This is a genomic window from uncultured Sulfuricurvum sp., assembly GCF_937936435.1.
GTDB lineage: Bacteria > Campylobacterota > Campylobacteria > Campylobacterales > Sulfurimonadaceae > Sulfuricurvum.
The window spans coordinates 21,069-45,694 of the sequence record NZ_CALDDG010000034.1; the positions used below are offsets into that span (position 1 = coordinate 21,069).

The 24,626-nt window shown below is 46.4% G+C and carries 24 protein-coding genes; 6 read left to right on the top strand and 18 right to left on the bottom strand.

Annotation, left to right across the window (positions count from 1 at the left end):
* Positions 1-73: 73 nt before the first annotated feature.
* The 7 genes from Q0389_RS04185 to Q0389_RS04215 form a co-directional block, all read right to left on the bottom strand.
* A complete protein-coding gene (locus Q0389_RS04185; RefSeq protein WP_298691929.1) occupies positions 74-1,810 on the bottom strand; it encodes an ATP-binding protein in 1,737 nt (578 codons plus the stop codon).
* Positions 1,811-1,878: 68 nt separating this feature from the next.
* On the bottom strand, positions 1,879-3,423 hold the full coding sequence (locus tag Q0389_RS04190; RefSeq protein WP_298691979.1) for a long-chain-fatty-acid--CoA ligase: 1,545 nt from the start codon (positions 3,421-3,423) through the stop codon (positions 1,879-1,881).
* Complete coding sequence (locus Q0389_RS04195; protein ID WP_298691931.1) at positions 3,423-4,613, bottom strand: outer membrane protein transport protein; 1,191 nt, start codon at positions 4,611-4,613, stop codon at positions 3,423-3,425. Before Q0389_RS04195 ends, Q0389_RS04190 begins: the two co-directional genes overlap by 1 nt.
* On the bottom strand, positions 4,613-5,458 hold the full coding sequence (nfo, locus tag Q0389_RS04200; RefSeq protein ID WP_298691933.1) for a deoxyribonuclease IV: 846 nt from the start codon (positions 5,456-5,458) through the stop codon (positions 4,613-4,615). The genes Q0389_RS04195 and nfo overlap by 1 nt, the downstream gene beginning before the upstream one ends.
* A gap of 30 nt (positions 5,459-5,488) precedes the next feature.
* Positions 5,489-6,637 (bottom strand): pyridoxal phosphate-dependent aminotransferase, encoded by a 1,149-nt coding sequence (locus Q0389_RS04205; RefSeq protein ID WP_298691935.1) that lies wholly within the window; start codon positions 6,635-6,637, stop codon positions 5,489-5,491.
* Positions 6,624-7,127: a hypothetical protein gene (locus tag Q0389_RS04210; RefSeq protein WP_298691937.1), complete on the bottom strand. Its 504-nt coding sequence runs from the start codon at positions 7,125-7,127 to the stop codon at positions 6,624-6,626. The genes Q0389_RS04205 and Q0389_RS04210 overlap by 14 nt, the downstream gene beginning before the upstream one ends.
* Positions 7,099-8,115, bottom strand: a complete 1,017-nt coding sequence (locus Q0389_RS04215; protein WP_298691939.1) for an aldo/keto reductase — start codon at positions 8,113-8,115, stop codon at positions 7,099-7,101. The genes Q0389_RS04210 and Q0389_RS04215 overlap by 29 nt, the downstream gene beginning before the upstream one ends.
* 94 nt (positions 8,116-8,209) lie before the next feature.
* Here Q0389_RS04215 and Q0389_RS04220 point away from each other — a divergent pair, with 94 nt between their 5' ends.
* The 3 genes from Q0389_RS04220 to Q0389_RS04230 all read left to right on the top strand — a co-directional run bounded on the left by Q0389_RS04220 (position 8,210) and on the right by Q0389_RS04230 (position 10,798).
* Positions 8,210-8,539, top strand: coding sequence for a hypothetical protein (locus Q0389_RS04220; protein ID WP_298691941.1), 330 nt, complete (start codon positions 8,210-8,212; stop codon positions 8,537-8,539).
* Positions 8,540-8,617: 78 nt separating this feature from the next.
* The gene (locus tag Q0389_RS04225) at positions 8,618-9,883 is read left to right on the top strand and encodes a DNA polymerase IV (protein ID WP_298691943.1); all 1,266 of its coding nucleotides are present in this window, start codon (positions 8,618-8,620) and stop codon (positions 9,881-9,883) included.
* A gap of 9 nt (positions 9,884-9,892) precedes the next feature.
* Positions 9,893-10,798 carry a DUF234 domain-containing protein gene (locus Q0389_RS04230; protein ID WP_298691945.1) on the top strand — a complete coding sequence of 302 codons (906 nt, stop codon included), beginning with the start codon at positions 9,893-9,895 and terminating at the stop codon, positions 10,796-10,798.
* Here Q0389_RS04230 and Q0389_RS04235 read toward each other — a convergent pair.
* Together Q0389_RS04235 and aguB are read right to left on the bottom strand one after the other, a co-directional pair.
* On the bottom strand, positions 10,781-11,569 hold the full coding sequence (locus Q0389_RS04235; RefSeq protein ID WP_298691947.1) for a J domain-containing protein: 789 nt from the start codon (positions 11,567-11,569) through the stop codon (positions 10,781-10,783). The two genes, Q0389_RS04230 and Q0389_RS04235, sit on opposite strands and share 18 nt — an antisense overlap.
* A gap of 54 nt (positions 11,570-11,623) precedes the next feature.
* A complete protein-coding gene (gene aguB, locus Q0389_RS04240; protein WP_298691949.1) occupies positions 11,624-12,472 on the bottom strand; it encodes an N-carbamoylputrescine amidase in 849 nt (282 codons plus the stop codon).
* A 109-nt stretch (positions 12,473-12,581) separates the two neighbouring features.
* On the opposite strand from aguB, the gene Q0389_RS04245 reads away from it, so the two are divergent.
* Positions 12,582-13,328: a flagellin gene (locus Q0389_RS04245; RefSeq protein ID WP_298691950.1), complete on the top strand. Its 747-nt coding sequence runs from the start codon at positions 12,582-12,584 to the stop codon at positions 13,326-13,328.
* A 79-nt stretch (positions 13,329-13,407) separates the two neighbouring features.
* On the opposite strand, the gene argS is transcribed toward Q0389_RS04245, so the two are convergent.
* From argS to Q0389_RS04265, 4 genes are all read right to left on the bottom strand, one after another.
* Entirely contained in the window at positions 13,408-14,988 is a 1,581-nt protein-coding gene (argS, locus tag Q0389_RS04250; RefSeq protein WP_298691952.1) for an arginine--tRNA ligase, read from the bottom strand.
* A 3-nt stretch (positions 14,989-14,991) separates the two neighbouring features.
* Positions 14,992-15,231 carry a twin-arginine translocase TatA/TatE family subunit gene (locus Q0389_RS04255; RefSeq protein ID WP_298691954.1) on the bottom strand — a complete coding sequence of 80 codons (240 nt, stop codon included), beginning with the start codon at positions 15,229-15,231 and terminating at the stop codon, positions 14,992-14,994.
* A gap of 92 nt (positions 15,232-15,323) precedes the next feature.
* Positions 15,324-15,947 carry a guanylate kinase gene (gene gmk, locus Q0389_RS04260; RefSeq protein WP_298691955.1) on the bottom strand — a complete coding sequence of 208 codons (624 nt, stop codon included), beginning with the start codon at positions 15,945-15,947 and terminating at the stop codon, positions 15,324-15,326.
* The gene (locus Q0389_RS04265) at positions 15,944-17,497 is read right to left on the bottom strand and encodes a hypothetical protein (RefSeq protein WP_298691957.1); all 1,554 of its coding nucleotides are present in this window, start codon (positions 17,495-17,497) and stop codon (positions 15,944-15,946) included. The genes gmk and Q0389_RS04265 overlap by 4 nt, the downstream gene beginning before the upstream one ends.
* A gap of 28 nt (positions 17,498-17,525) precedes the next feature.
* Here Q0389_RS04265 and Q0389_RS04270 point away from each other — a divergent pair, with 28 nt between their 5' ends.
* Positions 17,526-18,008: a hypothetical protein gene (locus Q0389_RS04270; RefSeq protein ID WP_298691959.1), complete on the top strand. Its 483-nt coding sequence runs from the start codon at positions 17,526-17,528 to the stop codon at positions 18,006-18,008.
* Here the strand turns inward: Q0389_RS04270 and fliR are convergent.
* From fliR to rpsB, 4 genes are all read right to left on the bottom strand, one after another.
* Positions 18,000-18,767: a flagellar biosynthetic protein FliR gene (gene fliR / locus Q0389_RS04275; protein ID WP_298691961.1), complete on the bottom strand. Its 768-nt coding sequence runs from the start codon at positions 18,765-18,767 to the stop codon at positions 18,000-18,002. The genes Q0389_RS04270 and fliR overlap by 9 nt on opposite strands.
* Positions 18,767-19,408 carry an ABC transporter ATP-binding protein gene (locus Q0389_RS04280; RefSeq protein ID WP_298691963.1) on the bottom strand — a complete coding sequence of 214 codons (642 nt, stop codon included), beginning with the start codon at positions 19,406-19,408 and terminating at the stop codon, positions 18,767-18,769. The genes fliR and Q0389_RS04280 overlap by 1 nt, the downstream gene beginning before the upstream one ends.
* An 87-nt stretch (positions 19,409-19,495) precedes the next feature.
* Positions 19,496-20,563, bottom strand: coding sequence for a translation elongation factor Ts (tsf, locus tag Q0389_RS04285; RefSeq protein WP_298691965.1), 1,068 nt, complete (start codon positions 20,561-20,563; stop codon positions 19,496-19,498).
* A 2-nt stretch (positions 20,564-20,565) separates the two neighbouring features.
* The gene (rpsB, locus tag Q0389_RS04290) at positions 20,566-21,342 is read right to left on the bottom strand and encodes a 30S ribosomal protein S2 (protein ID WP_298691968.1); all 777 of its coding nucleotides are present in this window, start codon (positions 21,340-21,342) and stop codon (positions 20,566-20,568) included.
* A 298-nt stretch (positions 21,343-21,640) separates the two neighbouring features.
* Between rpsB and Q0389_RS04295 the strand changes: the two genes are divergently transcribed.
* Positions 21,641-23,173 carry a DUF3373 family protein gene (locus Q0389_RS04295; RefSeq protein ID WP_298691970.1) on the top strand — a complete coding sequence of 511 codons (1,533 nt, stop codon included), beginning with the start codon at positions 21,641-21,643 and terminating at the stop codon, positions 23,171-23,173.
* Between the two features lie 24 nt (positions 23,174-23,197).
* On the opposite strand, the gene Q0389_RS04300 is transcribed toward Q0389_RS04295, so the two are convergent.
* Positions 23,198-23,665 (bottom strand): peroxiredoxin, encoded by a 468-nt coding sequence (locus Q0389_RS04300; RefSeq protein ID WP_298691972.1) that lies wholly within the window; start codon positions 23,663-23,665, stop codon positions 23,198-23,200.
* Between the last annotated feature and the right edge of the window lie 961 nt (positions 23,666-24,626).

Here is a 24,626-nt window from a genome sequence, read left to right on the forward strand (position 1 = left end):
GATTATACCCTGCCTCTTAACAATATACAATCGGGCAAGTTTAATTTATCGAATAATGTGATACTTATGTGATTTAATGGTTGATGAAACCGACCGATTTTTCCCCTTCGAAACTGCCGGAACGCTCTTTATGTATTTCAGCCGTAAAATCTTCAAGTCTAAATGTCCCTTCGGCTCTGGCAGCGACGTGATAGGCCGTATTTTTGACAATCAGATTGATTTGTCCTCCGGTCAACGGATAAGAAGCCAGTTTTTCGACATCAAACCCCTCTTCATACGGAGCGTTGGGAGGAAGCATCATCTTCCAGAGTGTCAGGCGCTGTTTCTGATCCGGTTTTTTAAACTCGATTTTATAGTTGAAACGGCGTGAAAATGCCTGATCGATGTTTTCTAAAAGATTGGTTGTCGCAATCAAAATACCCTGAAATTTCTCGATCTGCTCCAGAAAAATATTCTGCATCTGGTTATGCATCTGATCGGCAGACGAACCGATACCGGCCGAACGTGCGGAGAGAAATTGGTCTGCTTCATTTAGTAACAGTATCGGCTCCGTTTTGGTTTGTTTGGTCAGATCGGCATAGGTATCAAAAATTTTCCGGACATTCTTCTCCGATTCTCCGACATACATCGACAAGATTTTCGAACAATCAAAACTAAGCACCTGCCGTTTAAGCGAACGGGCAAGTGAATGTGCCGTCAACGTTTTACCCGTCCCCGGAGGGCCGTAGAAGATGATCCGCGCATCGATCCCCGCTTTTTTGTCTTTAATCCCCCATTCATGAAGCCGTGCGATCACTTCACGATCAAGCTGGCGCATGAGATTTTGCAGGGTCTGTTCCGTCGTCGGGTTGAGAACTACGTTTTCAAGCGACGTCGTCGGTTCGATCAACTCAAAAATCTCCTGCTCTTTGATCAGCATGTCAAGTTTGAGCTTACGTACTTTTTTCTTTTTCTGCGGGTGCATGATCGACTGAAGCACCTCATCGACAATGTAAAAAGCACGGCTGATTCCGCCGAACGGGTTTAGCATCTCCTCGTAGTCAATCACCTCTTCATTAATCAGACGGGCGCCGTCTTCGAGAAGAGCGCGGTTTTTGATCCGCTCATAATCGTCAAAACTGATCAAATCGATCAGAGTGTTCATCTCCCGAAGATTCCCCTCGGTCGCGCTGTATTCTTCTTTGAGCAAAGCCAAGAAAATGACCTGTTCTTTCGGTTCAAGTTTCTTTTGTTTGAAGAATCGATCCAAAACGACATCCAACGATGTTTGCGCGATCCGCTCATCGATCCGTTTCTCAAGGAGATCGAGCTTGTTTTGGATACGGTTGATCCCTAACGAATGTTCGTTGCCGTTGTGACGGATAATCGACATTTTCTGATACAGCTCGATACGGAAAAACTGGTCTTGGAGGTATTCGAGATGATCGGCATAGGGTTTGATATCCGGCAGCGTCATCTCCAGCGAACCGTCTTCGAGAAGTTTCATAAAAACCGATGTCAGAGCGACCGGAGTGTTATACAATTCGAGGTGTGACATATCGCTGATTTTTATCGGGGTAAAAGAGTGATGGGTGATCCATCCCAGTTCCAACAGTGTCTTGACCTCTCCGAAATGCTCCAGATACGAATAATCGTCCGCACCGTAGAGTTCTTGCAGCAGTTCGGCGACGATCACGTCTTCTTGTGACTGTAAAAATTTCCGGGTCAAAAGCTGCAATATCTTTGCCTCTTCCACCGTACATTTGAGCTGTGAAAAGACATGCGTCTGTTCAATAGCGGTATTTTCTAAAAAATCGATCAAATATTTCAATGGTTTCCTTGTTGCTGCTGTTTAAAATGCCTTTGGAACAAAGTTCCGCATGGCTACGCTTGCCTCGTTTACGAAGCAGATTTATCTTTTAAAATTCTTTTGAGTACTTTGCCGGTAGCCGTCTTTGGTAATGATTCTACCACGGTAATGGTTTTAGGAATTTTAAATGCCGCAAGATGTTCTTTTAATTCACTTTTAATTTGTGAAGAGGATGTCTTTTCATACCCCTCTTCCAGCTCGATGTAAGCGATCGGAACCTCGCCGCTGTGCGGATCGCTGATACCGATCACCGCCGCTAGTTTTACCGACGGCAAAAGCATCATTTGCTCTTCGATTTGACGAGGATAAATATTGATCCCTTTGGAAATGATCAAATCTTTGATACGATCAACGATATAGATATAACCGTCTTCGTCGATTTTCGCCATATCTCCGGTTCGAAGCCACCCGTTATGAATCGCTTCCTCGGTCGCAGCAAGATTGTTCAAATACCCCTGCATAACGCAATCTCCCCGCACGATCAATTCTCCCACTTCTCCGATAGGAAGCTCGAGCATCTCATCGTCGACGACTTTAACTTCATATCCGTACAACGGCGGTCCGACGGAAAGAGTTTTTTGTCTTCCGATCGGATTGATCGCAACGGCAGGGGAACATTCGCTCAATCCATACCCTTCCAGCATAACCGCACGGCGGAAAGTCGATTCGAATTTATCCAGTGTATCCCGGTTTAATGCCGAACCGCCGGATATAAAACAACGAATAGAGTTAAACCACAAAAAGTACCACGGCAATTTAGCCCGGATCAGTGCATTATAGATATCCGGAACCCCCATGAAAATCGTGACCCTCTTCAAAAACGTCTGCTTTATAATCGTGCTGAACGGAAGAATCGAGGGGATGATGACAAACGAACCGCGCATAAAAAAAGGGAGTATCACCATGATCGCAAAGGTAAAAGAGTGAAACATCGGCAGATACACAATAAAACGGTCTCTCGGAGTCAGATTGAATCGTTCCTGCGCCGCTATCAAATTCGACATCAGATTTCGGTTACTGATCATCGCCCCTTTAGGATGGCCCGTCGTTCCCGAGGTATAAAAAATAACCGCAGTATCATCCAGATGTGAGGATGCAGAGAGATGCGTATGTAAAGCTGCATTCACCATTTCATCAAACACCGTATGCTTATGATCTTCCCTCGGTGCCCGATCGATCCAAATCGTATGCCGAAGCGACTCGACACTATCGCATAAGTCGGCTGTCTCTTTTGCCAATTTTGAACCTGTGATCAATACTTTTGCACCGCAATCATTCAAGATATAACGGTACTCTTCATTTTTGAGCATCGTATTGATCGGAACCGAAATCGCACCCAGTTTGTTGATCGCAAAAACACTTTGGACGAATTCGACGCTATTGGGACAGATCAGGGCGATAGTATCGTTTTTTGTTACCCCCAATAGTTCCAAAGCCCGTGCCGTACGATCCACACGCTCCAAAAATTCGCGATAGGTATACTTTTTCGTTTCGATAAAAATAACTGTTTTTCTCGGATAGGTCTCGACAGCCTCCGACAACATCCCATAAAAATTGTCGTACGGATACGTGATCAAAATCGGTACTCGACTCCTGCGGTGACCAGATAGACACGCGCATTTGAAAATTCGCCGTTAATGGAGCTATTGGCTACATCGCGGCTCTTTTTGACATCGAACAATCCGGACAAACCGACATTCCATTGCGAATCGATTTGATATCTTCCGCCCAACGATACTACCCATGCATCCGAGTCGGGAAGTTCATATCCCAATGTGTCGGCAGGAACCGGCGTTTCATCGTACTCAAGCCCGCCCATCCATGTCCATGCATCCATCGTGTGGGTCACACCGAAACGATAACTGTTGGAGTTTTCCCAGTTTTTTGCTTTCGGGTCATCAAAATACGGTGTTAAAGGGGCAATCGATACGGGATAATTAAAATCGAGCTGTTTGTATTTCGACCAAAACGTCCGTTCGTAAACCGCTTCTACCGTCGTTCCGGAACCAAACGTATACGCTGCCGCAAGATTTAACGCCGCGGGAAGGGGAATCGTTACGCTGACATCGCCGTTATATACGGGAGTCCCTATCGGAGCGCCGACATAAAGTTTGGCGTCTCCTTCCAGTGTCAGATCGATATTGGAACGGTAGGTTGCAGCCAATTTCCATGCAGATGAAGGCTTATACATGAGCGCGAGATTGTAGCCGTAATCAACGGAACTCCCCTCCATATCCCTCGAAACGGCTGCCGTACTTTTGACGACACCTTCGCTCGAAAGTACACGAAATCCCACTCCGAAGCTCACGGTATCACTCAACGCAAACGCAACGCTAGGGTTGATCTCGATCGTGCGCAGCGTAAACTCTTGTGCCGTCGATCGCGGTACGATATCGTCCCACCGTTTCGACAATCCTGCCGGAATCACGACGCTTAAACCGACGCGAGCACTACTGTTTCCCAACTTTCCGGACGCATAGTGAAGCGTCGGAATCAGATAATTTTCTCTTTTTGAACTGTATTCCCCGCTCACTCCGGAAAAATCGATCGGAGGAAGCCCGATATAGGTTGCATCTGCTTCGAAAAATCCGACATCATCGTTATACACCATCGCCGCAGGATTATAATAAGCCGCATCGGCTCCGTGGGCATTAGCCACATATGCGGCACACAGTGCCGTCGCATTCACGGAGTTCTCGGGTATTTTATACCCTCCAGCCACCAAAGTTGCCGAAGCGATGATCGATAATGTCGCAACTCTCATTATGTCTCCATGGAATACAGAAGTTTAATCTCCTCGGCCCATATCGTTTCATCGATGGTCTCCAATACCAACGGAATATCATCCATCCGAGGATCGTTCATGATAAATCCGAATGCATCGAGCCCTATTTTTCCTTTGCCGAGAGAATCGTGCCGGTCGACATGACTCCCAAGATCGGGTTTCGAATCGTTGATATGCATCCCTCTGAGATAGTTGAATCCCACTATTCTATCAAACTCTGCCCATGTTGCATCATAGGCCTCGCGCGTTCGTATATCGTAACCAGCGGTAAACATATGACACGTATCGATACAGACACCGACGCGGGATTTGTCCGCTATACGCTCTATAATGGCGTTTAAATGTTCAAATTTCCAGCCCAGATTACTCCCCTGACCCGCCGTATTTTCAATCACGAGAGTGACACCTTCGGTAACACTTAGTGTCTCGTTCATCGAGCTTGCAATACGCTCGATGCACTCTTCCTCACTGATCTGTTTGAGATGGCTCCCCGGATGAAAGTTCAAACGATCCAATCCCAACTGCATACAACGGCGCGTCTCGTCGATAAACGCTTCGAGCGATTTTTGCCGTTTGTCCTCTTCGGGATGACCGAGATTGATCAGGTACGAATCGTGCGGGAGGATATGTTTGGGGAGGATTCCGCTTTTGGTGAGGTTCTCTTTGAACAGCGCTATCGTCTCCTCATCCAGAGGCTTTGCCGCCCACTGTTTTTGGTTTTTGGTAAAAAGGGCAAACGCTTTTGCCCCGATCGCCATCGCATTGAGAGGGGCGTTAAAGACACCGCCTGACGCCGAGACGTGAGCACCTACATATTTTGACATGAATATTCCTGATAGTTTTATCTCGGCATTCTACCGAAGTTTCCGAATCTTCTCCGCCGCCTCTTCGAGTACATCGAGCGGTTTAGAGTAGCAAAAGCGGACCATATTTTTCCCCGAATCGTCGTGGTAAAACGCCCGTCCCGGAACCGATGCAATCCCTGTTCTCTCTAAAATTTCCATCGCTTTTTCAAAATCATCATTACCGCTAACGTTACTAACATCAGTCATAACATAATACGCACCGTTCGGAACGCTCGGGTTCAATCTCGCATCGCGCAGCGCATCACAAAAAATGTCCCGTTTATGCTGATGAATGCGGGAGAGTTCGGCATAATAGCCGTCTCCCAGTTTTTCCAGCCCTTCCGCCGCGCCAATCTGCAACGGTGCGGGAGCACAGACGTAGATCAGATCGTTGAGCTGTGCCATCGCCTCGATGACATTCGCGGGAGCTATCGCGTATCCCAACCGCCAGCCCGTGATGCTGAAGACCTTGGAAAAGCCGGAGAGTACCACACATCGGTTTTTCAGACTCGGAACACTAAGCGCCGTTACATGCACCGCACCGTCATAGAGAAAATGTTCATACATCTCATTGGCAAACACGATCAGATCATGTGACTCGGCAAAAGTTCCTATCCGCTCCAATTCTTCTCGTGTAAAAACTTTTCCGCTGGGGTTGGCAGGGTTACAGATCACTATCGCGCGGGTTTTGGAGGTAACCGCAGCTTCAAGCGCCGTGATATCGAGATTCCATTGCGGCGCTTCGAGACGGACATACGTCGGTACCGCTCCGATCGAAAGGAGAGTCGAACGGTGATAGCCGTAATAAGGTTCGAACAAAATCACCTCATCGAGCGGGTTAAGCAGCGCCATGCACGCCGTGTAAAATGCCCCCGTCGCTCCGTCACTCACCAAAACCTGATTCGACTCGATAGCAACGTCATAAAATCGTTTCATCTTATCGGTGATCGCCTGGCGCAGACGGGGCAGCCCTTCCGTCGGGGTATAAGTATTAATCCCCTCATCCATCGCCCGTTTGGCACCGTCTATCACCTCTTTCGGAATCTCCAGATCGCAGACACCCTGTGCCATATTGATTCCGCCTACCGCATTGCAAGCACGGGTCATCGATCGGATCTCCGATTGGGCAATCGAACCGGAACGTTCACTCAGTCGCATTATTCTCCTTTAGATCGGTAATTTTTATCATCAAAGCGTTGAGCCGGTCTTTGAAATAAATTTCACCCCCTTTGCGGCGATAAATGATATCCATATCGTCGTTACGGATCGTCTGATACACAGCTCCTTTGCAGAGTTCTTCTTTGTGGTCGCCTCCGAAAATATCCGATCCCTGAAGAATACGGCGCATCGTATCCGCCGGATAATCGGGGTAGAGGTACTCTTTAACAAATTTTGCTTCGCTCATGCATCCGGCACTGACGCATACCTCTTTATCGATGGTAATTTTCTCGACTGCTACCCCTGCCGTGAAAAGTTCCACTTCGACTGCATCCCCTTCATGCCGGATATATCCCGTATCCGCAAATTTTAGTTTCGGGCTTTTGATTACAATCATTTTGGGCTCGCTGACGCTGTAATGCTTAGCTGCACATCCTCCCAGCAACAAAGCCGCAACTGCACTAACCCATAGGATAAAGAATTTTGGCATGTACTTCGTCCAGCTTTTGTAAAATTTCATTGCTCAATATCACATTCATCGCCGATAGCGACGCATCTAATTGTTCGGGTGTCGTCGCACCGATAATCGTCGAAGCGACAAAATCAAACTGCTTACTCCACGCGATTGCCATCGTTACCGGATGCAATCCGGCTTCATGAGCGATACGGAGATATTCCTGAGTAGACGCAAGCGTTTTATCGTTTAGAAACCGTGCCGCCATCAAACGCTGCCGTTTGTTCGGTGATTTGACATAATCGCTGAAACGGCCGTAGGTCTCCGCGTCCTGATTGTATTTACCGCTCAGCACCCCCCCCGCCAAAGGCGAATACGGAAGAAGCGAAATCTTCTCTTCACGGCATAATGCTCCGATCTCGGTTAAATCGCGGCGGTTGAGCAGTGAAAAATTGTTTTGGATCGACTCGAAGCGGGCCAATTTTTCATATTTGGAGACCATCAGTGATTTCATTGTTCCCCGAGCGCTATCATTGGAAGTTCCGATATAACGTACTTTTCCGCTTTGTACCAGTGCGTCAAATGCCCGCATCGACTCTTCGATCGGGACGACCGTATCGGGCCAGTGCATCTGATACAGGTCGATATAATCGGTACCGAGCCGTTTGAGCGATCCTTCTACCGCCCGTTCGATATGAAACCGGTCAATTGCCGTATAACCGTGACGAATCGGTGGAACGAACCAACCCGATGCCGCACCGGCCACTTTGGTCGCCAAGATAAGACTTTCGCGCGGCTTGGTTTTGAGCCATCGTCCCACCATCTCCTCAGTCAAACCTGCCAGCTTTTCTTCGGGCGGGACGGGATAGAGTTCTGCCGTGTCGAAAAAATTGATTCCCGCTTCGTAGGCTTTGTCCATAATTGCAAACGCGTTTTTTTCATCACATTGACTCCCGAACGTCATTGTCCCCAGACAAATCGGCGATACGCGCAGACCGCTGCGCCCGATATAACGGTATTCCATAATATGCTCTTTTTATAAGGTAATAATTTTGTAATTGTATTCTACCGTTATTTGAGCTACAATTAATTTCACAAAATTAACACAGGATAAAACTATGGAAAATGTTCTTCGTGACGCACAAAGCCGTTTTCAAGAGATTCATAACCTCCTTAATATAAACGGGCTCCGGGATGCCGCCTATTTTACACAACTCAGCATTGCTACCGAAGAGGCTTATGTACTTATGAACGAAGGGATGTGCGCAAATACTTCCGTGTGCAGCGAATGTGCCGAACACCGTGATTTCATCCGTTCATTATTGGACGTGTTAAGTATTCTCGAAACCGATAGCACTTCTGCCGATGCCCACGCAAAGACATTGGCACACTATTCCGAACGGGTTGCTAAAATCCTGAAAAATATAGGAGCCGTTCTCGCTTCCTAAATATCCCCATTTTCCATCTCAGTGTAGCGTATTGCCATATTTTAGCCTCCTATACGTTACCTTCTCTATACTGCCGTTATGAAAATACATATTGACCTCGATTGTTTTTTTGTTTCGGCGGAACGTACTCTCGACCCTTCCCTACTCGGCAAACCCGTAGCGATCGGAGGGAGAGGCGATCCTTATATTTTTTCACGAAACCGTTCCAATCAGGAGCTTTTATTGGATAACGGCGGTGCTTTTGTCGGCAGTTTTTTTCACCGTTATCAGGGAGATGATCTTGCTCAATTCGTCGATCCCGACGGACGGGTGCGCGGGATTTTGACAACCGCCAGTTATGAAGGGCGTGCCTACGGTATCCATACCGGTATGAGTATCCGCGAAGCACTGATACGGTGCCCGCATCTCATCATCAAAGGGCCGAACATGGGTTTATACCACCGATTATCCCATCAGCTTTACCTTTTTTTACAGGAGAGAATTCCGTTTATCGAACAAGCCAGTATCGATGAGTTTTACGGAGATTTGGACGGATGGATCGAGGATGAGGAGATCCCCGAATACATCGATTCTCTCCGCCATGCGATCAAGCGCCATCTCAATCTCCCCGTCTCTATCGGTGCCGCCCACTCCAAATACATCGCTAAACTCGCTACCGATACGGCCAAACCGTTCGGATGCCGCACCCTCTATCCAAGCGATGTCTACCCCTTTATCCAAACACTCTCCGTCTCCAAATTCCCGGGACTCGGTAAAACGATGACCCGATTGTGCAATACCTATCGCATCAAAACCCTGGGCGATCTACTCCGTGCAAAACCGCTGGTATATTCATGGGGGCCGTATGCACAGGCGATCTACGAACGCGTTAGAGGAAATGATTTAGGGGAGCTTATTCTTCATCCGCCGCGTAAATCGATCGGCATATCGAGAACCTTTGATCCTATCGACAACCGTGACGAAGCCCGACGCCGCATTGCTATCCTCGCCCGTCATCTGGCCTATGCAATCAAACGTCTCGAAGTCTACCCGACGACGTTTACTCTGAGTATCCACTATCTCCACCACCCCCGTGCGCACCACTCTATAACCGAAACGCGTCTGTTTAACGAACGGCGCTTCCGAGCTTTGTCGTTGGAATCGTTTGCCTCTGCGGATCTTCATCCCCATAGTCCGATTAACCATTTAGGGCTGAGTGCTTCGGCGTTTAGTGCCCACACGCGCCGTGCTTTTTCGCTGCTCGATTATGAAACGGATGCGGAAGCACATGCATTCGACGATGCAACACGCAAAATCAGGGATAAATACGGTCTGGATAGTCTGCGATGGGGAAATGAGCTATAATATCTCTCAATGGATAGAGTGTTACTAAGCGATTTTTTTCACCTCAACCTGCCGCGAGACATGGAACAGTGTATCGAACTGTTCTCAATCTTCGGAGGATATACCGAACCGATCGACTGCGACGAGCCGATCGAGGCACTCATTATCCGCCATATTCTTATCCCTTTCGAGTCCCATCGCGAACAGCTTCTCGCCCCGCTTCATGACGACCCTCTCTATCTCAAACTGCTGCATGCGATAGCAGTCGGCGACCGGCGGCAACAATCAGCTTATCGTCGTGCCCGAATCGGCAAAGAAAAAGGGGGAGAAGCTTTCGATTTCCTCCGTTACAACGGTTTTCTTTCTCTAGAACGTTCCCGAGAAACTCCTCTGGTACGGGCACATCCGAAACAACGGTTTAAAAAAGAGATCGAACATCACCGGATTTCGCATAAGCTCCGTTTTACAACCCCGTTTTTACGGTTTTGGTTTGCCTTCGTAGAACCTTTCACCTCCTCTATACGCGAAGGAAACTTCATCCCGTTCATGGATAATTTTCATATTCACGGCAACGCTTTTGTCGGATTTGTATTCGAAGAGCTCTGCGATCTTTATATACGCGATATTTTAGCCCCAAAATTTCATGCCGACATCCTCGATTCGGGAAGTTACTGGGACAGGGAAGTTGAGATCGACTTGCTAAGTGAAACGATGGAAGGGGAAATATGGGTCGGAGAATGCAAGTGGACCAATCACAAAGTGAATAAAAAAGAGCTCCGTAAGCTTGAAGACAAATGTGTGAAAACCGATATCGTCCCCGATAAAATATTTCTCTTTACCAAGCGGGGATTTTCGAACGAACTGCTCGATTTGCGGGATAAACGGATATTTTGTTTTACAGCAGAAGAGCTCACTCTCTTAACTGACCGCCCGTAATGCGCCGTAAGCTTCTTGGATTAATTGAAATTTTTCGGTGTACTTGTTGATAATCTCAGGACTTTGTTTTTGGACACGGTCGGGATGATAGCGTTTAGCCAGCTGACGATACCGTTTTTTCAAATCTTCGGATTTCGTACCGACCGGAATCTCAAAAATCGCATGATAGCGGATCATTTTATCGATTGCATCGCTGCCGAATCCCCACCCGCGGAAATTGCCGTACAATCGGCTCATAAACTCATCGTCATATCGGTAGTTGATTGTAAAATGGAGAACTTCACGTCGGTTCAGCGTCTTTTCTAAACGCATTTTTGCCGAGGGGGTACCGACATTAATCAAAAGCGTCTTCGGTGTGGAACTTAAAACAAGGTTGGAAAGCTGCTGACGAAGGTAGCGCATAACCCATCGATTTTGAGCACTAAAGGTAAACTCGACACGATCAGGACCGTACGCGTACAGCTCGACATCCACTTTTTCACTTTGACGATAAGGTACTTCGATCCGTACGGCAGCCGTTTTACATCGTTTGAGAGATCGGCGATAAAACGAGTCGGAAAGCTCATGCATTTTAGTGAAACGGCCACTTAACTCTTCCAAAAACTCCTCTTTTTTATCAAGCGAGTTTTCGTTGTTCAAGACCAAAACACCGTTATCGAGAAAAAGGGTATTTTGGATATGGTGATCGAAAAACTCCTCCATCCACTCCTCTTCGAGCGTATTGGAGCTCCCTTGCACAAAGATAGCGTTATTACGTAAAACAACTTTCACGGCAACCCCCGTTAGTGATTCTTACCTTCACTAAAGCAAAAGAAGTTCCAAAAGTTATTTTTTTACAATCTCTCCGTAACACTCTGGACGGCGATCGCGTATTAATCCCCAATAATGGCGGTGTTCACGAATCAACGCGGGATCAAATTCGCTGTAGAGAATCTCCTCTTTATCCCGAGAAGCTTCGGCGACTTTCGCACCCGTATGATCGGTGATAAAGGATGAGCCGTAAAACGTGAGAGTACAACTCTCTCCCACCTCTTCGCCGATGCGATTAGCGGCGATAACAGGGATGATGTTCGCTGCAGAGTGCCCCATTTGTACCCGTTGCCAGTGCGACGCAGAATCGACACCGATCTCCGGTTCGCTTCCGATAGCCGTCGGATAGAAAATCATATCGGCGCCCAAAAGGGTAAGAGATCGTGCCGTCTCCGGGAACCACTGATCCCAACAGATACCGACACCGACATTCCCGAATTTGGTTTCCCATACTTTGAATCCGGTATCACCCGGCTCAAAATAAAATTTCTCTTCGTATCCGGGACCATCGGGAATATGGGTTTTACGGTAATTTTCCATTACGGTGCCGTCCGCATCGATCATCACGAGTGAGTTGAAATAACGCTCCCCGTCCCGCTCGAAATAGCTGATCGGCAACACGACACCGAGTTCTTTGGCCAAAGCACTGAAGTGAGCAATCAACGGATTGTTTTGAAGTGGCTGTGCCCAAGCAAAATATTTCTCGTCCATATCTTTGCAAAAATAATACCCCTCAAACAGTTCAGGGATCAAAATAATATTGGCACCGAACTCTGCCGCGTCACGTACCATCGATTCCGCTTTTGCAACATTGGAAGCTTTATCTTCACTCATCTGCATCTGTATCGCCGCGACTTTTACCATGATTCCAACCTCATAAAATACTTTTCTAAATTATAACGGAGTGCTTATTAAATCTTAAACATTACAGTGTTATCCTATTGTAATAAACGTCTCTAGTAAGGAGTCTACTATGAAAATTGATACCCAGTACAACACGCTCCCTCAGATGAACGCCGAATCCTCAAAACGGGATAAAACGCTCGAAAAAATTGCTGCCGCTACCGAACTTAGCATGCAAGACAGCGCGTCGAGAACGATTGCAGATATGCTCCAAAATGAGATTTCGACTATTTCTCAAGGGGTTATGAATGCGAATGACGGTATCTCGATGATGCAAATCAGCAGCGGGACGCTCAACAGTCTCAGCGATCAAACGCAGACACTTAACGATTTAAGCGTCCGTTATAACAGCGCATCGTTAAATGACACTCAAAAACAGGCATTGCAAAGCGAATTTAATCGAACAACAGAATCAATGCAGCAAAGCATCGACAGTACAACTTTTAACGGTCAGGCACTATTCGGAAGCAATCTCTCATTTTCCCTAGGCAATTCAACCGTATCGACATCATTAAGCGGAATTTCGACAGGATCGCTCTCTATCGATTCTCAAGAGAGTATTCAGTCTTTCAGTGATACTTTGACTCAAGCCCGTTCGGATGTCGGCTCGACAACCAATGCTCTCGTCAGCTCATCAAACGCACTGCTTGACCAGATCAGTGCCGCTTCTGCCGCAAAAAGTCAGATTGCAGATACCGATTTGGCCAAAGCGATCACCGATTTCCAACAAAGCAATTCGAAGCTGAATACTGCGCAAATTGCAATGGTTCATCAACAAGACGCATTACGGCAAACTATCGGGCGATTATTGGGATAAAATAAACGATTAGAGAAAAGATGCTATGCCCGGCGGCATAGCGTAGGAAGAAGTTTTTTGGTTTTTAAAAGAGTAGGGTTTACATCCGGTCTTTGGCTTCGATTCCCAAAAGAGAAAGCCCCGTTTTAATAGAGAGGGCAACGACCAGAAGCAATTTAAGCAGTTTAGCTTCATCTGCTGTCCCGATAATTCGGGTATCATAATAAAATTTATGCAATCGCCCCGCCAATACTTTTAGATAGTCCGGCAGTTTTTGTGCTTGACGCGATTCAAACGCATCTTCGATAATCTCCGGCAATAACAACGCTTCAAACAACAATCCGTCGGCATCCGCGCTCAAATCGTGCAAATGAGCCGACATGATCTCTTCCATGCTCTTATCGCTTTTAGAGATCAATGTCTGAATACGGGCATGCGCATACTGGATATAGTAGATCGGGTTGGAGCTGTCTTGTCTTTTTAGCTCTTCGATATCGAACTCAAGTGCCGTATCGCACTTTTTAGATGCGAACATAAAGCGCAACGCTTCCGCACCGATCTCTTCGACGACATCGCTCATCAAGATAACCGTACCGGCACGTTTGGACATCTTAAACGGTTCACCGTCTTTGAGAAGACTTACCATTTGCGAAAGAAGCACTTCGAGCTTTGACGAGTCGTAGCCTAAAAAAGTAATAGCCGCTTTGACACGGGCAATGTAACCGTGATGGTCCGCTCCCCAGATATTGATATAATCGTCATATCCACGCTCGAACTTCTGGTTATGATAGATGATATCTCCCGCAAGATAGGTCGGGCGGCCATCTTCACGGACGACGACCCGGTCATGGTCATCGCCGAGATCGGAAGAACGGATGAAGGTTTTACCTTCGTTCACATAAACACCGCCATTCATCTTAGCCATGACACGATCCCATTCATCATAAAGCGATGCTTCGCTGACGAAGGTATCAAAATGAACGTTAATCGCTTTTAAGTCCTCAACAATAAGAGCTAAAATCTTATCTTTTGCCCACAGGGCAAGCTCTTTTTGACGGCTTTCATCCCGAAGCGCATCTTCTCCGAAAAGCGCTGCCACTTCTTTGGCAAGATCGCTGAGATACTCCCCGCGATAATATTTTTCAGGCCATTCAACATTCTCGCCCAATAAAGAGCTACGCCCTTCGAGTTGCAAAGAGACACCCAGTAAATCGATCTGATTCCCTGCATCATTGACGTAATATTCTGCCGTAATGTCATAGCCCAAATGGCGTCCGAGACGGAGCATCGTGTCACCGTAAACCGCACCGCGCGCATGTCCGATATGGAGCGGTCCCGTAGGATTGGCACTGACGAATTCCAAAAGGATCGTCCCTTTTTTATCGCTGCACCCGAATTCATCGCCGTGGCTCAACGCCCATGAAGCATACTCATCCAAAAAAGACTCGGAAAGGCGAAAATTGATATACCCTTTTACCGATTCTACCGCACTGAACATTGACTCGTTTTCAAACGAACCGGCAATCTCTTCGGCGATTGCCATCGGTGATTTACGAAGTTCTTTGGCTAGGGAAAAAGCTATAGGGGTAGCGAAGTGGCCGAAAGAACGGTCTTTCGGTTTTTCGAGGATAACGTCACAATTAAACTTATCGCGCAACAGCGCATTGACTCGCTGTTTCAACGGTTACGCTTGTGTCGTAGTTTTTGGAGCTTCGACGTTTGCAGTGGTTGTCGTTTCCATTTGTTTCGGTGCTTCTGGCGTTGCAGATGTCGTCGGTGTAGGTTCTTCTTCTTTCATCTCTTTTTTGAAATTACGAATCCCCTGTCCGATCCCTTTTGCAAGGTCAGGAATTTTTTTCGCACCGAACAACAAAATAACAATCCCGAAAATCAATAATAATTCGGTTCCGCTTGGCATACTCATAGGTCGAGTTCCTTATGTTAAAATTAGGTAAGGCAGTATAACTGCTCATTGCTGTAATCGTCCTTATGAAATTAAGAAGGCTTATAGAGCGTTTAGCTGTTTGCTTCCCACTGCTGGACGAATTCGTTGATTTGCAATGTCGGTATTTTCATCCGTGCCGCTTTGGCAATCGAGATAAGGGTTTCCGAAGCACTGTTCAAATCGTCATTGATCACTAAAAAATCATATTCGCTGATCCGTTGAACTTCCCTTTTTGCCATCTCGACACGTTTACTAATCACCTCTTCACTGTCGGTGGAGCGTTTGTGCAAACGCCGTTTCAACTCTTCCAAGGTCGGCGTCGTGATAAAAACCGAAGTAGTAATATCTCCCAAACGATTCTGTACGGCATCATGTCCCTGTACATCGATATCGAAAATTACCAGTTTTCCCTCTTTTAATGCCTTTTTCACAGGGTACAACGAGGTTCCGTAATAATTCCCATGCACTACAGCGTATTCCAAAAACATCTCTTCTTCGATTTCGCGTTTGAACTCTTCATGAGTCACGAAGTGATAATGAATGCCGTTGACTTCCCCTTCACGCATCGCTCGAGTCGTCGTAGAGATTGAAAAATAGGTCGGTCCGATATGATCGACTATTTTAGAGATTAGGGAACTTTTACCCGCTCCGCTTGGCCCTGAGAGGACTAAAATCGCTCCACTCGTGTGATTCATGCGCCGTTTCCAAAATTGATATTGATACTGATATTGAGCCCTTTAAGAGATTTGGCAACTTCTTCGTTCGATAAAGCTTTCAACAAAGCCTGAATCGCCTCTACTCCTTCCGCCGAATTTCCGGTTTTAACCTCTGTATCTGAACCAAACTCGTCGATAAAATCATCAATTCCGCTCGACTCGTCCATAGCTTCGTCTAATGCTTCTACACTGAGAGAGGTATGATCACTTATTCCGGCATGTATATCAATCTCCTCCTCTTCTTCCACCTCTTCGCCGACGGCAAGTTTTAACTCACGCTCATCTAACATATCCAACTCATCAAACCCTGCCAATGTTTCGTCGTCTGTCGACATATCGGGGAGAGCGATATCATCCAAAATAGCTTCATCGAGTTCCATCCCCGCATCAAGGTCTAACTCGCTCTCCAAAACATCCGGTTCCAACCCGTTTACCGCATCTTGAATTTGAAGTTCCAGATTGTCGAGTGCATCGTCATCCATACGTAATTCTTCTTCCTCTTCTTCGACTGACGGTAAACTCTCTTCCTCTTCGGCAAGAGGTGCGTCTTCATCCATTAATGCCAGTGCTTCGTCCAGATCAGCATCATTCAGCTCCATCTCTTCCGAATCATCCGTATTTTCCGTTTCCTCGATCATCTCCGGCAATTCCAAATCACCGAATTCATCTTCCTCTTCTACCGGAGAGCTTGCTTCAACCCTCGGCGTTTCTTCTTCCACGTCAAGAAGATCGGAAAAATCATCCGGAATAGCGATTTCTTCGTCAAAACTTTCCGGTGCGGCTTCTTCAGTTACCTCAGGAATAGATATCTCTTCTTCGGGACTCCATTCGTCACTTTCCGTCTCTTCCAACAAACCTTGAACCTCTTGTAACTCTTCTTTATCTAAAATTGCAGATTCAGGGAGATGATCGTCAAAATCGTCCAGATCATCCATATTCAACTCGCCTGTTAAATCGATCTCATCATCCAGATCACCGACGACTAAAGAGTCGTTTTCATCCAAGCCGTCTAAATCGATTGCATCAAACGTATCGGTTATTTCAGTGTTTAAATCCGGCAGCGACTCCTCCAGATTGATTGCATACAAAGGCTCCTCTTCCTCCATCGGTTCGACAGAGGGGATATCGGTCGGTTCAAACGAAGGTTGCGAAGCCGCTCCTGCTATTTTTTTCTCGATTTGGATGAACATATCGACCAGATCCGTCGGTAAAAACGGTTTGTTAATCACATTATCAAAGCCTGCCGGTACCGCATTTCCCCGGGTTGCCATCAAAAGGGTACTTTTATAGGTGATGTGCTCTTTCAGGGATTCGAATATCTCGTTGCTGTATAGAGCATCATCCACAATCAGCAAATCATATCCGCTCTCTTCAATCTCATCTACCGACCAGATAACGCTCAAGTCGTCCTTTGTTTTTTGCGCACTGAGAGCCACCAATTTTCGGACAACCGGATTATCGTTAAAAAGCAATATTTTCATGATCTGTTCGACCCCTTTAACCCGCCCTTGTTCTGACAAAAGCTTCATGGTATCATTGTAACTAAAAAAAAATTAAATGATAAAACTTCTTCTCTTACTTTTACCGTTGAGTCTGCTGCATGCTCAATCGGTTGTTTATCTTCTTCCCGATGAACAGAGCCGTTTGATACACGATATCAATCTAAAAGTCAAAACAGCTTCTTCGGATATTTTGCTCCTTACCCCTGCTTTTCATCACGCAGCAATCAAAAAAAGCATTTTAGCCGCGGCGAAAAAAGGGACTACCGTCAAACTAATCGTAAATGAGCCCAAAAACGATCCTGTGTATATGGTGCAATATGCGAATATCGATCTAATGCATTATCGGGAACGAAAGTTTGAAGGAAGCACTCTCGTCATCGATAAAGCGTTTCTTTGCACATTCCCCGAAGCGATCGATCAAGAGATTTTTTCAGAGCACCGTTCGCTTGTACGGTGCAGTGACGATCCCCGTGAAATCGATCTGATTCGCCGCACTTTACAATCGACTCTCTCCCATGCGGTCTCGTACTTAGAATAATTTCTCTAAAAAATTGTAAGCATCTTGAGTTTGGGAAGTAACAATCATTAATGTTCCGGCTAATGTCGCCATTAACACAACAAATGCAATAGCTATTTTGATCGGCATACCGATAACAAGCAAGTTAAATTGCGGCATCGTCTTCATCAACATCCCGAAAATGACATCCGCTAGCATCGATAATGCCGTAATCGGAAAAGCAATCATAAATCCGACGACGAACATATTGGTCATGGCATGCATAATATATTTAAATAATGACGCAGTCATCATAAATCCGCCCAAAGGGACGGAACTGATCGATGCGGATGCATACAGCAATATCCAATGGTGAAGGTCAAAGACCAACAAGATCATCAACGCCAATAAAGATAAAAACTGGCTGACAATCGGCATCGAGACCCCCGATTGCGGATCGATCGCCGAAGCGAGCGAAAAACCCATCATAAACGATATCTGTCCACCCGCAAACGTAATCACATGATACGCCAGTTGCAAGACAATTCCTACCGCAAGGCCAAAAAGCATTTCACCTAATATGGCTACCGTTAAACTCAATGCATCCGTAGGAATATTTAAAGGAGGAAGTGCCCCGAAGAAAAAGACGGTAAAGAAAAAAGACATCGCCGCTTTTACCGATATAGGTATATTCGCATGCGAAAAGATCGGAACGGCCATGAACAAGGCCGTAAAGCGCGTAAACAGCAAGATAAACGCTATCGTTCGTCCCTCGCTGAAAATTTCGGCCCATTCCATCATTACATCAATTCTAAGCGACCGTTTTGCATACGATACACATGAGTGCAACGTGAAGCTAATGCTTCGTCGTGCGTTACCAAAACCATGCCGGCATTATGCTCTTTTATATAATCTTCAAATATCTCCATGACTTCCAGCGCGGTTGCGTGATCGAGATTTCCGGTCGGCTCATCCGCAAAAATCAGACGCGGTTTTTTCGACATTACCCGTGCTATCGACACACGTTGCTGTTGACCGCCGGAGAGCTCGGTTACTTTTTGGTTGATCACATGGTCGATCCCCAATCGTTTCAATAAAAACGGATCAATCACTTCACCGGAAAGAAGCGCGGCCACTTCAAGATTTTCATAGGCGCTGAACCCTTTAAAAAGATAATGGCTTTGATAAATCATCCCCAAATCATTACGGCGAAGCTTTACCAACGATTTATCATCAAGTTGATAGATATCTTCGCCAAACAGTTCTACGTTCCCTTTCAGAGGGTATAACAATGACGAGAGAATGTGCATCAATGTTGATTTTCCGCTTCCGCTGACGCCGACGATGGCAATCGATTCTCCCGCATTAAGATCCAGCGAAATATCTTCAAATAAGGGATAATCAAAGGCATGCGATAATGAGGTAGCTTTTAAAAGTGTCATAGGGAAATTATAAAGGAAATTAGATTAATAAAGAGGAAAAAAAGAGGTTTCCCGCCAAAGCGGGAGGGAATCGTGAAATTCTGGGGCTTACGCCATTTGTGCAGCGACTTCGGCAGCGAAATCGTTGACTTGTTTTTCGATACCTTCACCCACTTCGTACTTGACGAACTCTACGAGTTCAGCCGTTCCGCCGTGTTTTGCCGCCTCTTTTGTGATCGCTTCCGCAACCGTCATAGAGTCATCCATAACGTAGTTTTGATCCAAAAGTGCAAGCTCTTTATCCAAAGTTGTATTGTCCGCTACGAAACGAGCCAATTTACCAGGGATGATGTTTGCCCAGATTTTTTCCGGTTTGCCTTCTGCAGCCAATTCCGCTTTGATCGCTTCTTCAGCCGCAGCCATAACAGCCGGAGTCAATTGTGACGCAGAGATGTATTGTGGAACGTTTTTCAACGGTTTTTTCAAACGCGCCAACTCTTCGTTCTCGGTTTTGATCGCTTCGATACGACCGATTGTTTCCGCTTCTACAAACGCAGGATCGAAATCTTTTGACGTAAGAGTTGTCCGTTTCATTGCCGCAGCGTGCATTGCAACGTTTTTAAGCATTCCAGCCATAGCTTCGGCTACTTTTGCATCCGAACATTTTGCCGCAACCAGAACACCTACACGACCGTTTGAGTGAACGTAACCGTTTACGCATCCGTTTTCACCCGCATTGAGGGTTACAAAACGGCGAGTTACGATTTTTTCACCGATACGTGCGACTTGAGCTGTAAAATACTCAGAGAACGTACCTGTTTCGTATGATGTTTCATTGAGTTCTTCAACCGTGCTTACACCCGTACTGAATACGTGTGCCGCAGTGTTTCCGACCAAAGCGATGAATCCGTCGTTTTTTGCAACGAAATCGGTTTCTGAATTGATCTCTACCAAAGATGCAGAAGTGAAAGTATCGGATACTTTAAGACCCAAAAGTCCTTCAGCCGCTACGCGATCCGCTTTTTTAGCGCTTTGCGCCATACCGCGGTCACGTAACCAATCTTTCGCTTTTTCCATGTCACCATCACACTCAGTGAGGGCTTTTTTACAATCCATCATAGGCGCATCTGTCGCCGTACGAAGGTCTTTTACCATTGCTGCTGTGATTTCTGCCATGATTACGCTTCCTCTGCTACAACTTCTTCAGCAGCCGCTTCAACCGCCGGCGCTTCAGATGCAACTTCTTCTTCTGCTACCGCTTCGTCGTTTCCGCCGTTGCGAAGTGCTTTACCTTCGTTGATCGCTTCCGCCATTTCTTTACAGAAAAGTTGGATAGAACGGATCGCATCGTCATTTCCAGGGATCGGAATATCGATAACGTCAGGATCACAGTTAGTATCGAGCGGAGCAACAACTTGGATTCCAAGGTTACGCGCTTCTTGAACCGCGATGTGTTCTTTTACCGCATCGATAACGAACATCATGTCCGGCAAAGTTTTCATGTTACGGATACCGCCGAGGTATGCAATCAATTTTTCTTTTTGACGGTCCATCATCAACGCTTCTTTTTTAGTCAAAAGGTTGATTTGTCCGTTTGCTTGCATCTCTTCGATGATGTCGAGTTTACGGATTGATTTTTGGATTGTCGGGAAGTTTGTCAACATTCCACCCAACCATCGGTTGTCAACGTATGGCATACCGCATGCAACAGCCGCATCGCGGATTGCAACGCGTGCTTGTTTTTTCGTTCCTACGAAAAGAACGGTTTTACCTTCAGCCGCAGCATCAACGACTTGTTGATACGCATTGCGGAAATAACGCAATGTTTTTTGAAGGTCGATAATATAGATGTTTTTACGAACACCGAAAATGTATTTTTTCATTTTCGGATTCCAACGACGTGTTTGGTGACCGAAATGCACACCGCATTCGAGAAGGTCTTTCATTGTGACCATAAGGGACTCCTGTATCAGAGAAATAGTTGTGTTCTTCGTTAGCTTGGGCGAGTGCAGACAGAGCCGATGATTCATCGGATGCACGAGAACGGCACAGACGCTTGCGATTTTTTTCCGTATTTATAGAGAAAATCGGGCGGATTATACTGAAACAGCTCTTAAATTTAGCTGTATTTAATATTGGCACTCATGTCACGTTTTTATCACACACTTTTTCCCCTATTCAAATTACTTTTATATAATTTTTGTTAATATCAGTTCCAGCAATGCACTGGCATTTACCGCAGAAGGAGAAATGATGAAAAAACGGATTATAGGTTCAGTAATCGCTGCATCGATCATCACCACCGGCGCCGTAGCCGATGATACGTTGATGCAACGGTTCGAAAAAATGGAAAAAGAGATGGCGGCACTGAAGGCTGAACTCAACGCAATCAAAGCGGAAAACAGCAAACTTGCCACACAGCTTTCCACTCCGAAATCAAGTGATTCTTCCGCACCGGTCGCTTCCGCATCTAAAATCAACGAAACGTTGGAAGATCTCCAAGATCAAATTTCCAGTATCAACAAAAAAACCAACGGCAACGCTTTGAAATGGGATGTCGATTTCCGCACCAGCGTAGACAATCTCAACTACAAAATGGCGGACGGTTCTACTCAGAAAAACGATGCGGTCTTCAGCAACCGATTATGGCTCAATATGAGTTACGCCGCAACGAAAAATTTGAGTTTCGTCGGACAGCTCGCCTATAATAAAATCTTCGGACAACGTTCTCTCACAGACCCGGCCACTGCCGGAATGGAAGGATTTGACTGGATCAGCGGCGAATCGGCATACGATGATACTCTGCGTGTCCGTTCCGCTTACTTTTTTTACACCGACGACGAACTGGCAGGTCTTGATATCCCATGGACTTTCAGTATCGGCCGCCGTCCTTCGACCGAAGGACATCTGATCAATTTTCGCGATGACGTCAAAGCCTCTTCGCCGTTGGCGCACACGGTCAATGTCGAATTCGACGGTGCCAGTGCGAAATTCGGAACCGAAGAGTTGACGGGGCTTAACGGCTCTTACTTCAAACTCTGTGCCGGACGCGGTATGAGCGATGCCGAACCGCGATTCAGCTCCGCACCCTACAGCAGTCAATCCACGGCAACCAATAACGTCGATATGTATGGAATTATCCTTGTTCCGTATGACGACAAACAGTACAGTGCAGGAATGCAATACACCTATGCCAATAATCTGATTGACCTTGCCAACCCTATGGTGCCGACAGACTTCAGTATGAAAACCGTCGGCGGGCTTCATACGGCAACAGCCTTTGCTATGGTTAACGGCATCGGAGACGGATGGAGCGAATTTTTGGACGATTCAATGATCTTTGTCAGCGGTGCAATGACTAAAACCAATCCTTACAATGGCGAGACGATGCTTGGCTCTTCTGACAGCAAAACAGGTTACAGCTATTGGATCGGGACGCAGTTTCCATCTTTGATCAGCGATGAAGGACGATGGGGAGTCGAATACAACCACGGCACCAAATACTGGCGTCCGATCACCTACGGCGAAGATACGATGATCGGTTCCAAACTGGCCGCCCGCGGAGACGCGTATGAAATCTATTTTACCGAGCCGCTGGTCGATGATATTTTAACCTTCCAGCTTCGCTATACCTATATCGACTATAAATACAGTGGAAGCAACGGCTTTTTCGGAAGTTCAACCGGTACTCCAATGAGTATGGAAGAAGCGCTTAATGCAGGTTATGGAGACAGTATTGTAGACAAAGCCCAAGATATCCGCGCATATATCCGCTATAAATTCTAAACAAAATCTCGCTTTTCGCGAGATTTACCCTACCAGCTTTGCCAGTTCTTCTTTTACTTTTGCGACATGATCTTTCACTTTTACATTTGTCCATGCCGCGCGTACAATCCCTTTCGGATCAATGATATAGGTTGATCGGACGATACCCATATACTCTTTACCGTAATTTTTCTTCATCGCCCATACGCCGTAATCTTGCATCATTTGCGTCGTCGGATCGCTTAGCAGCGTAATGCCGAGATTTTGTTTGGCAATGAAATTGCGGTGCGATTTAGTACTGTCTGCACTCACGCCGAGGATAATCGCCCCCATATCGTCATATGCATCCATCGATGCGCTGAATTCGCACGCTTCGGTTGTACACCCCGGCGTCGAGTCTTTCGGATAAAAATAAAGGACGATCCATTTGCCGCGTAAATCGCGCGAGCAAATTTCTACGTCGTCTTGGTTACTCAAACAAAAATCTGGGGCTGTGCTTCCTACTTCTAACATTGATTAATTCCTTTTTTTGATTTTATGTACTTTTCTTTTTAGTAAGAAAAGTACCAAAAGAACATACCATGATCCAAGAATGCTACGTTCCTCTCGGCACTACTGCCTTCGAAACGGCTCTTTGTGTTGGGTCATGGACATTTTATAGAATGACTATGGACTTGATTTCCGTCATCTCTTCGATAGCAAACCGGGGACCTTCGCGCCCGACACCGCTGAACTTGACACCGCCGTAAGGCTGAATGTCAAAACGCAACGTCGGCATATCGTTGATTACGACTCCGCCGCAGTCGAGTTCATCGATCGCTTTGGTCGTATGAGCAAGATTGTTGGTAAAAACCGAAAACTGCAACCCATACGGCGAATTATTCATCCGCTCTATTGCATCATCGATTCCATCGACCCGGACCAGACTCACAATCGGGGCAAACACCTCTTCGCAAACGATTTTCATCGACTCGGTGACATCGGCCATGACACACGGATAAAAAATGCGTCCGTCCCGCCGCGGCGGGGTCAAAGCTCTTGCCCCTTCGTTTATAGCACTCTCTACCCAGTTCATGGCGCGTTCAGCCGCCTCGTCATTGATAAGCGGTCCCAAGAAAGTCGCCTCCTCGTACGGAGAACCGACGACGAGTTTGGAGGTGGCTTCTCCCATTTTACGGGCAAATTCATCGTATACCGCAGCATCGACATAAATACGTTGCAAGGAGATACATACCTGTCCCGAGTTTACAAACGCACCGACAGCACACCGCGATGCGGCATACTCCAGATCGGCACTCGCATCGATAAAGGTGGCCGCATTTCCGCCGAGTTCCAAACTTACTTTCTTGATTCCGGCGCTGCGGGTTATGATATTCCCGACCCCTACCGATCCGGTAAAACTGACTACTCGGGGGATATCACTGCCGACCAAAGATCGGAAGAGCGTCGTGTAGGGAAAGAGTGTAGATCTCGG

Coding starts and splice junctions, on each gene's coding strand:
- tsf (WP_298691965.1), bottom strand. CDS start 20,563: ATGGCAGAAATCACAGCAGCAATGGTAAAAGACCTTCGTACGGCGACA.
- Q0389_RS04300 (WP_298691972.1), bottom strand. CDS start 23,665: ATGTTAGAAGTAGGAAGCACAGCCCCAGATTTTTGTTTGAGTAACCAA.
- Q0389_RS04245 (WP_298691950.1), top strand. CDS start 12,582: ATGAAAATTGATACCCAGTACAACACGCTCCCTCAGATGAACGCCGAA.
- Q0389_RS04210 (WP_298691937.1), bottom strand. CDS start 7,127: ATGCCAAAATTCTTTATCCTATGGGTTAGTGCAGTTGCGGCTTTGTTG.
- Q0389_RS04215 (WP_298691939.1), bottom strand. CDS start 8,115: ATGGAATACCGTTATATCGGGCGCAGCGGTCTGCGCGTATCGCCGATT.
- gmk (WP_298691955.1), bottom strand. CDS start 15,947: ATGAATCACACGAGTGGAGCGATTTTAGTCCTCTCAGGGCCAAGCGGA.
- nfo (WP_298691933.1), bottom strand. CDS start 5,458: ATGTCAAAATATGTAGGTGCTCACGTCTCGGCGTCAGGCGGTGTCTTT.
- Q0389_RS04270 (WP_298691959.1), top strand. CDS start 17,526: ATGATAAAACTTCTTCTCTTACTTTTACCGTTGAGTCTGCTGCATGCT.
- Q0389_RS04265 (WP_298691957.1), bottom strand. CDS start 17,497: ATGAAGCTTTTGTCAGAACAAGGGCGGGTTAAAGGGGTCGAACAGATC.
- Q0389_RS04255 (WP_298691954.1), bottom strand. CDS start 15,231: ATGAGTATGCCAAGCGGAACCGAATTATTATTGATTTTCGGGATTGTT.
- Q0389_RS04295 (WP_298691970.1), top strand. CDS start 21,641: ATGAAAAAACGGATTATAGGTTCAGTAATCGCTGCATCGATCATCACC.
- aguB (WP_298691949.1), bottom strand. CDS start 12,472: ATGGTAAAAGTCGCGGCGATACAGATGCAGATGAGTGAAGATAAAGCT.
- Q0389_RS04195 (WP_298691931.1), bottom strand. CDS start 4,613: ATGAGAGTTGCGACATTATCGATCATCGCTTCGGCAACTTTGGTGGCT.
- fliR (WP_298691961.1), bottom strand. CDS start 18,767: ATGATGGAATGGGCCGAAATTTTCAGCGAGGGACGAACGATAGCGTTT.
- Q0389_RS04280 (WP_298691963.1), bottom strand. CDS start 19,408: ATGACACTTTTAAAAGCTACCTCATTATCGCATGCCTTTGATTATCCC.
- rpsB (WP_298691968.1), bottom strand. CDS start 21,342: ATGGTCACAATGAAAGACCTTCTCGAATGCGGTGTGCATTTCGGTCAC.
- Q0389_RS04230 (WP_298691945.1), top strand. CDS start 9,893: ATGGATAGAGTGTTACTAAGCGATTTTTTTCACCTCAACCTGCCGCGA.
- Q0389_RS04220 (WP_298691941.1), top strand. CDS start 8,210: ATGGAAAATGTTCTTCGTGACGCACAAAGCCGTTTTCAAGAGATTCAT.
- Q0389_RS04225 (WP_298691943.1), top strand. CDS start 8,618: ATGAAAATACATATTGACCTCGATTGTTTTTTTGTTTCGGCGGAACGT.
- Q0389_RS04205 (WP_298691935.1), bottom strand. CDS start 6,637: ATGCGACTGAGTGAACGTTCCGGTTCGATTGCCCAATCGGAGATCCGA.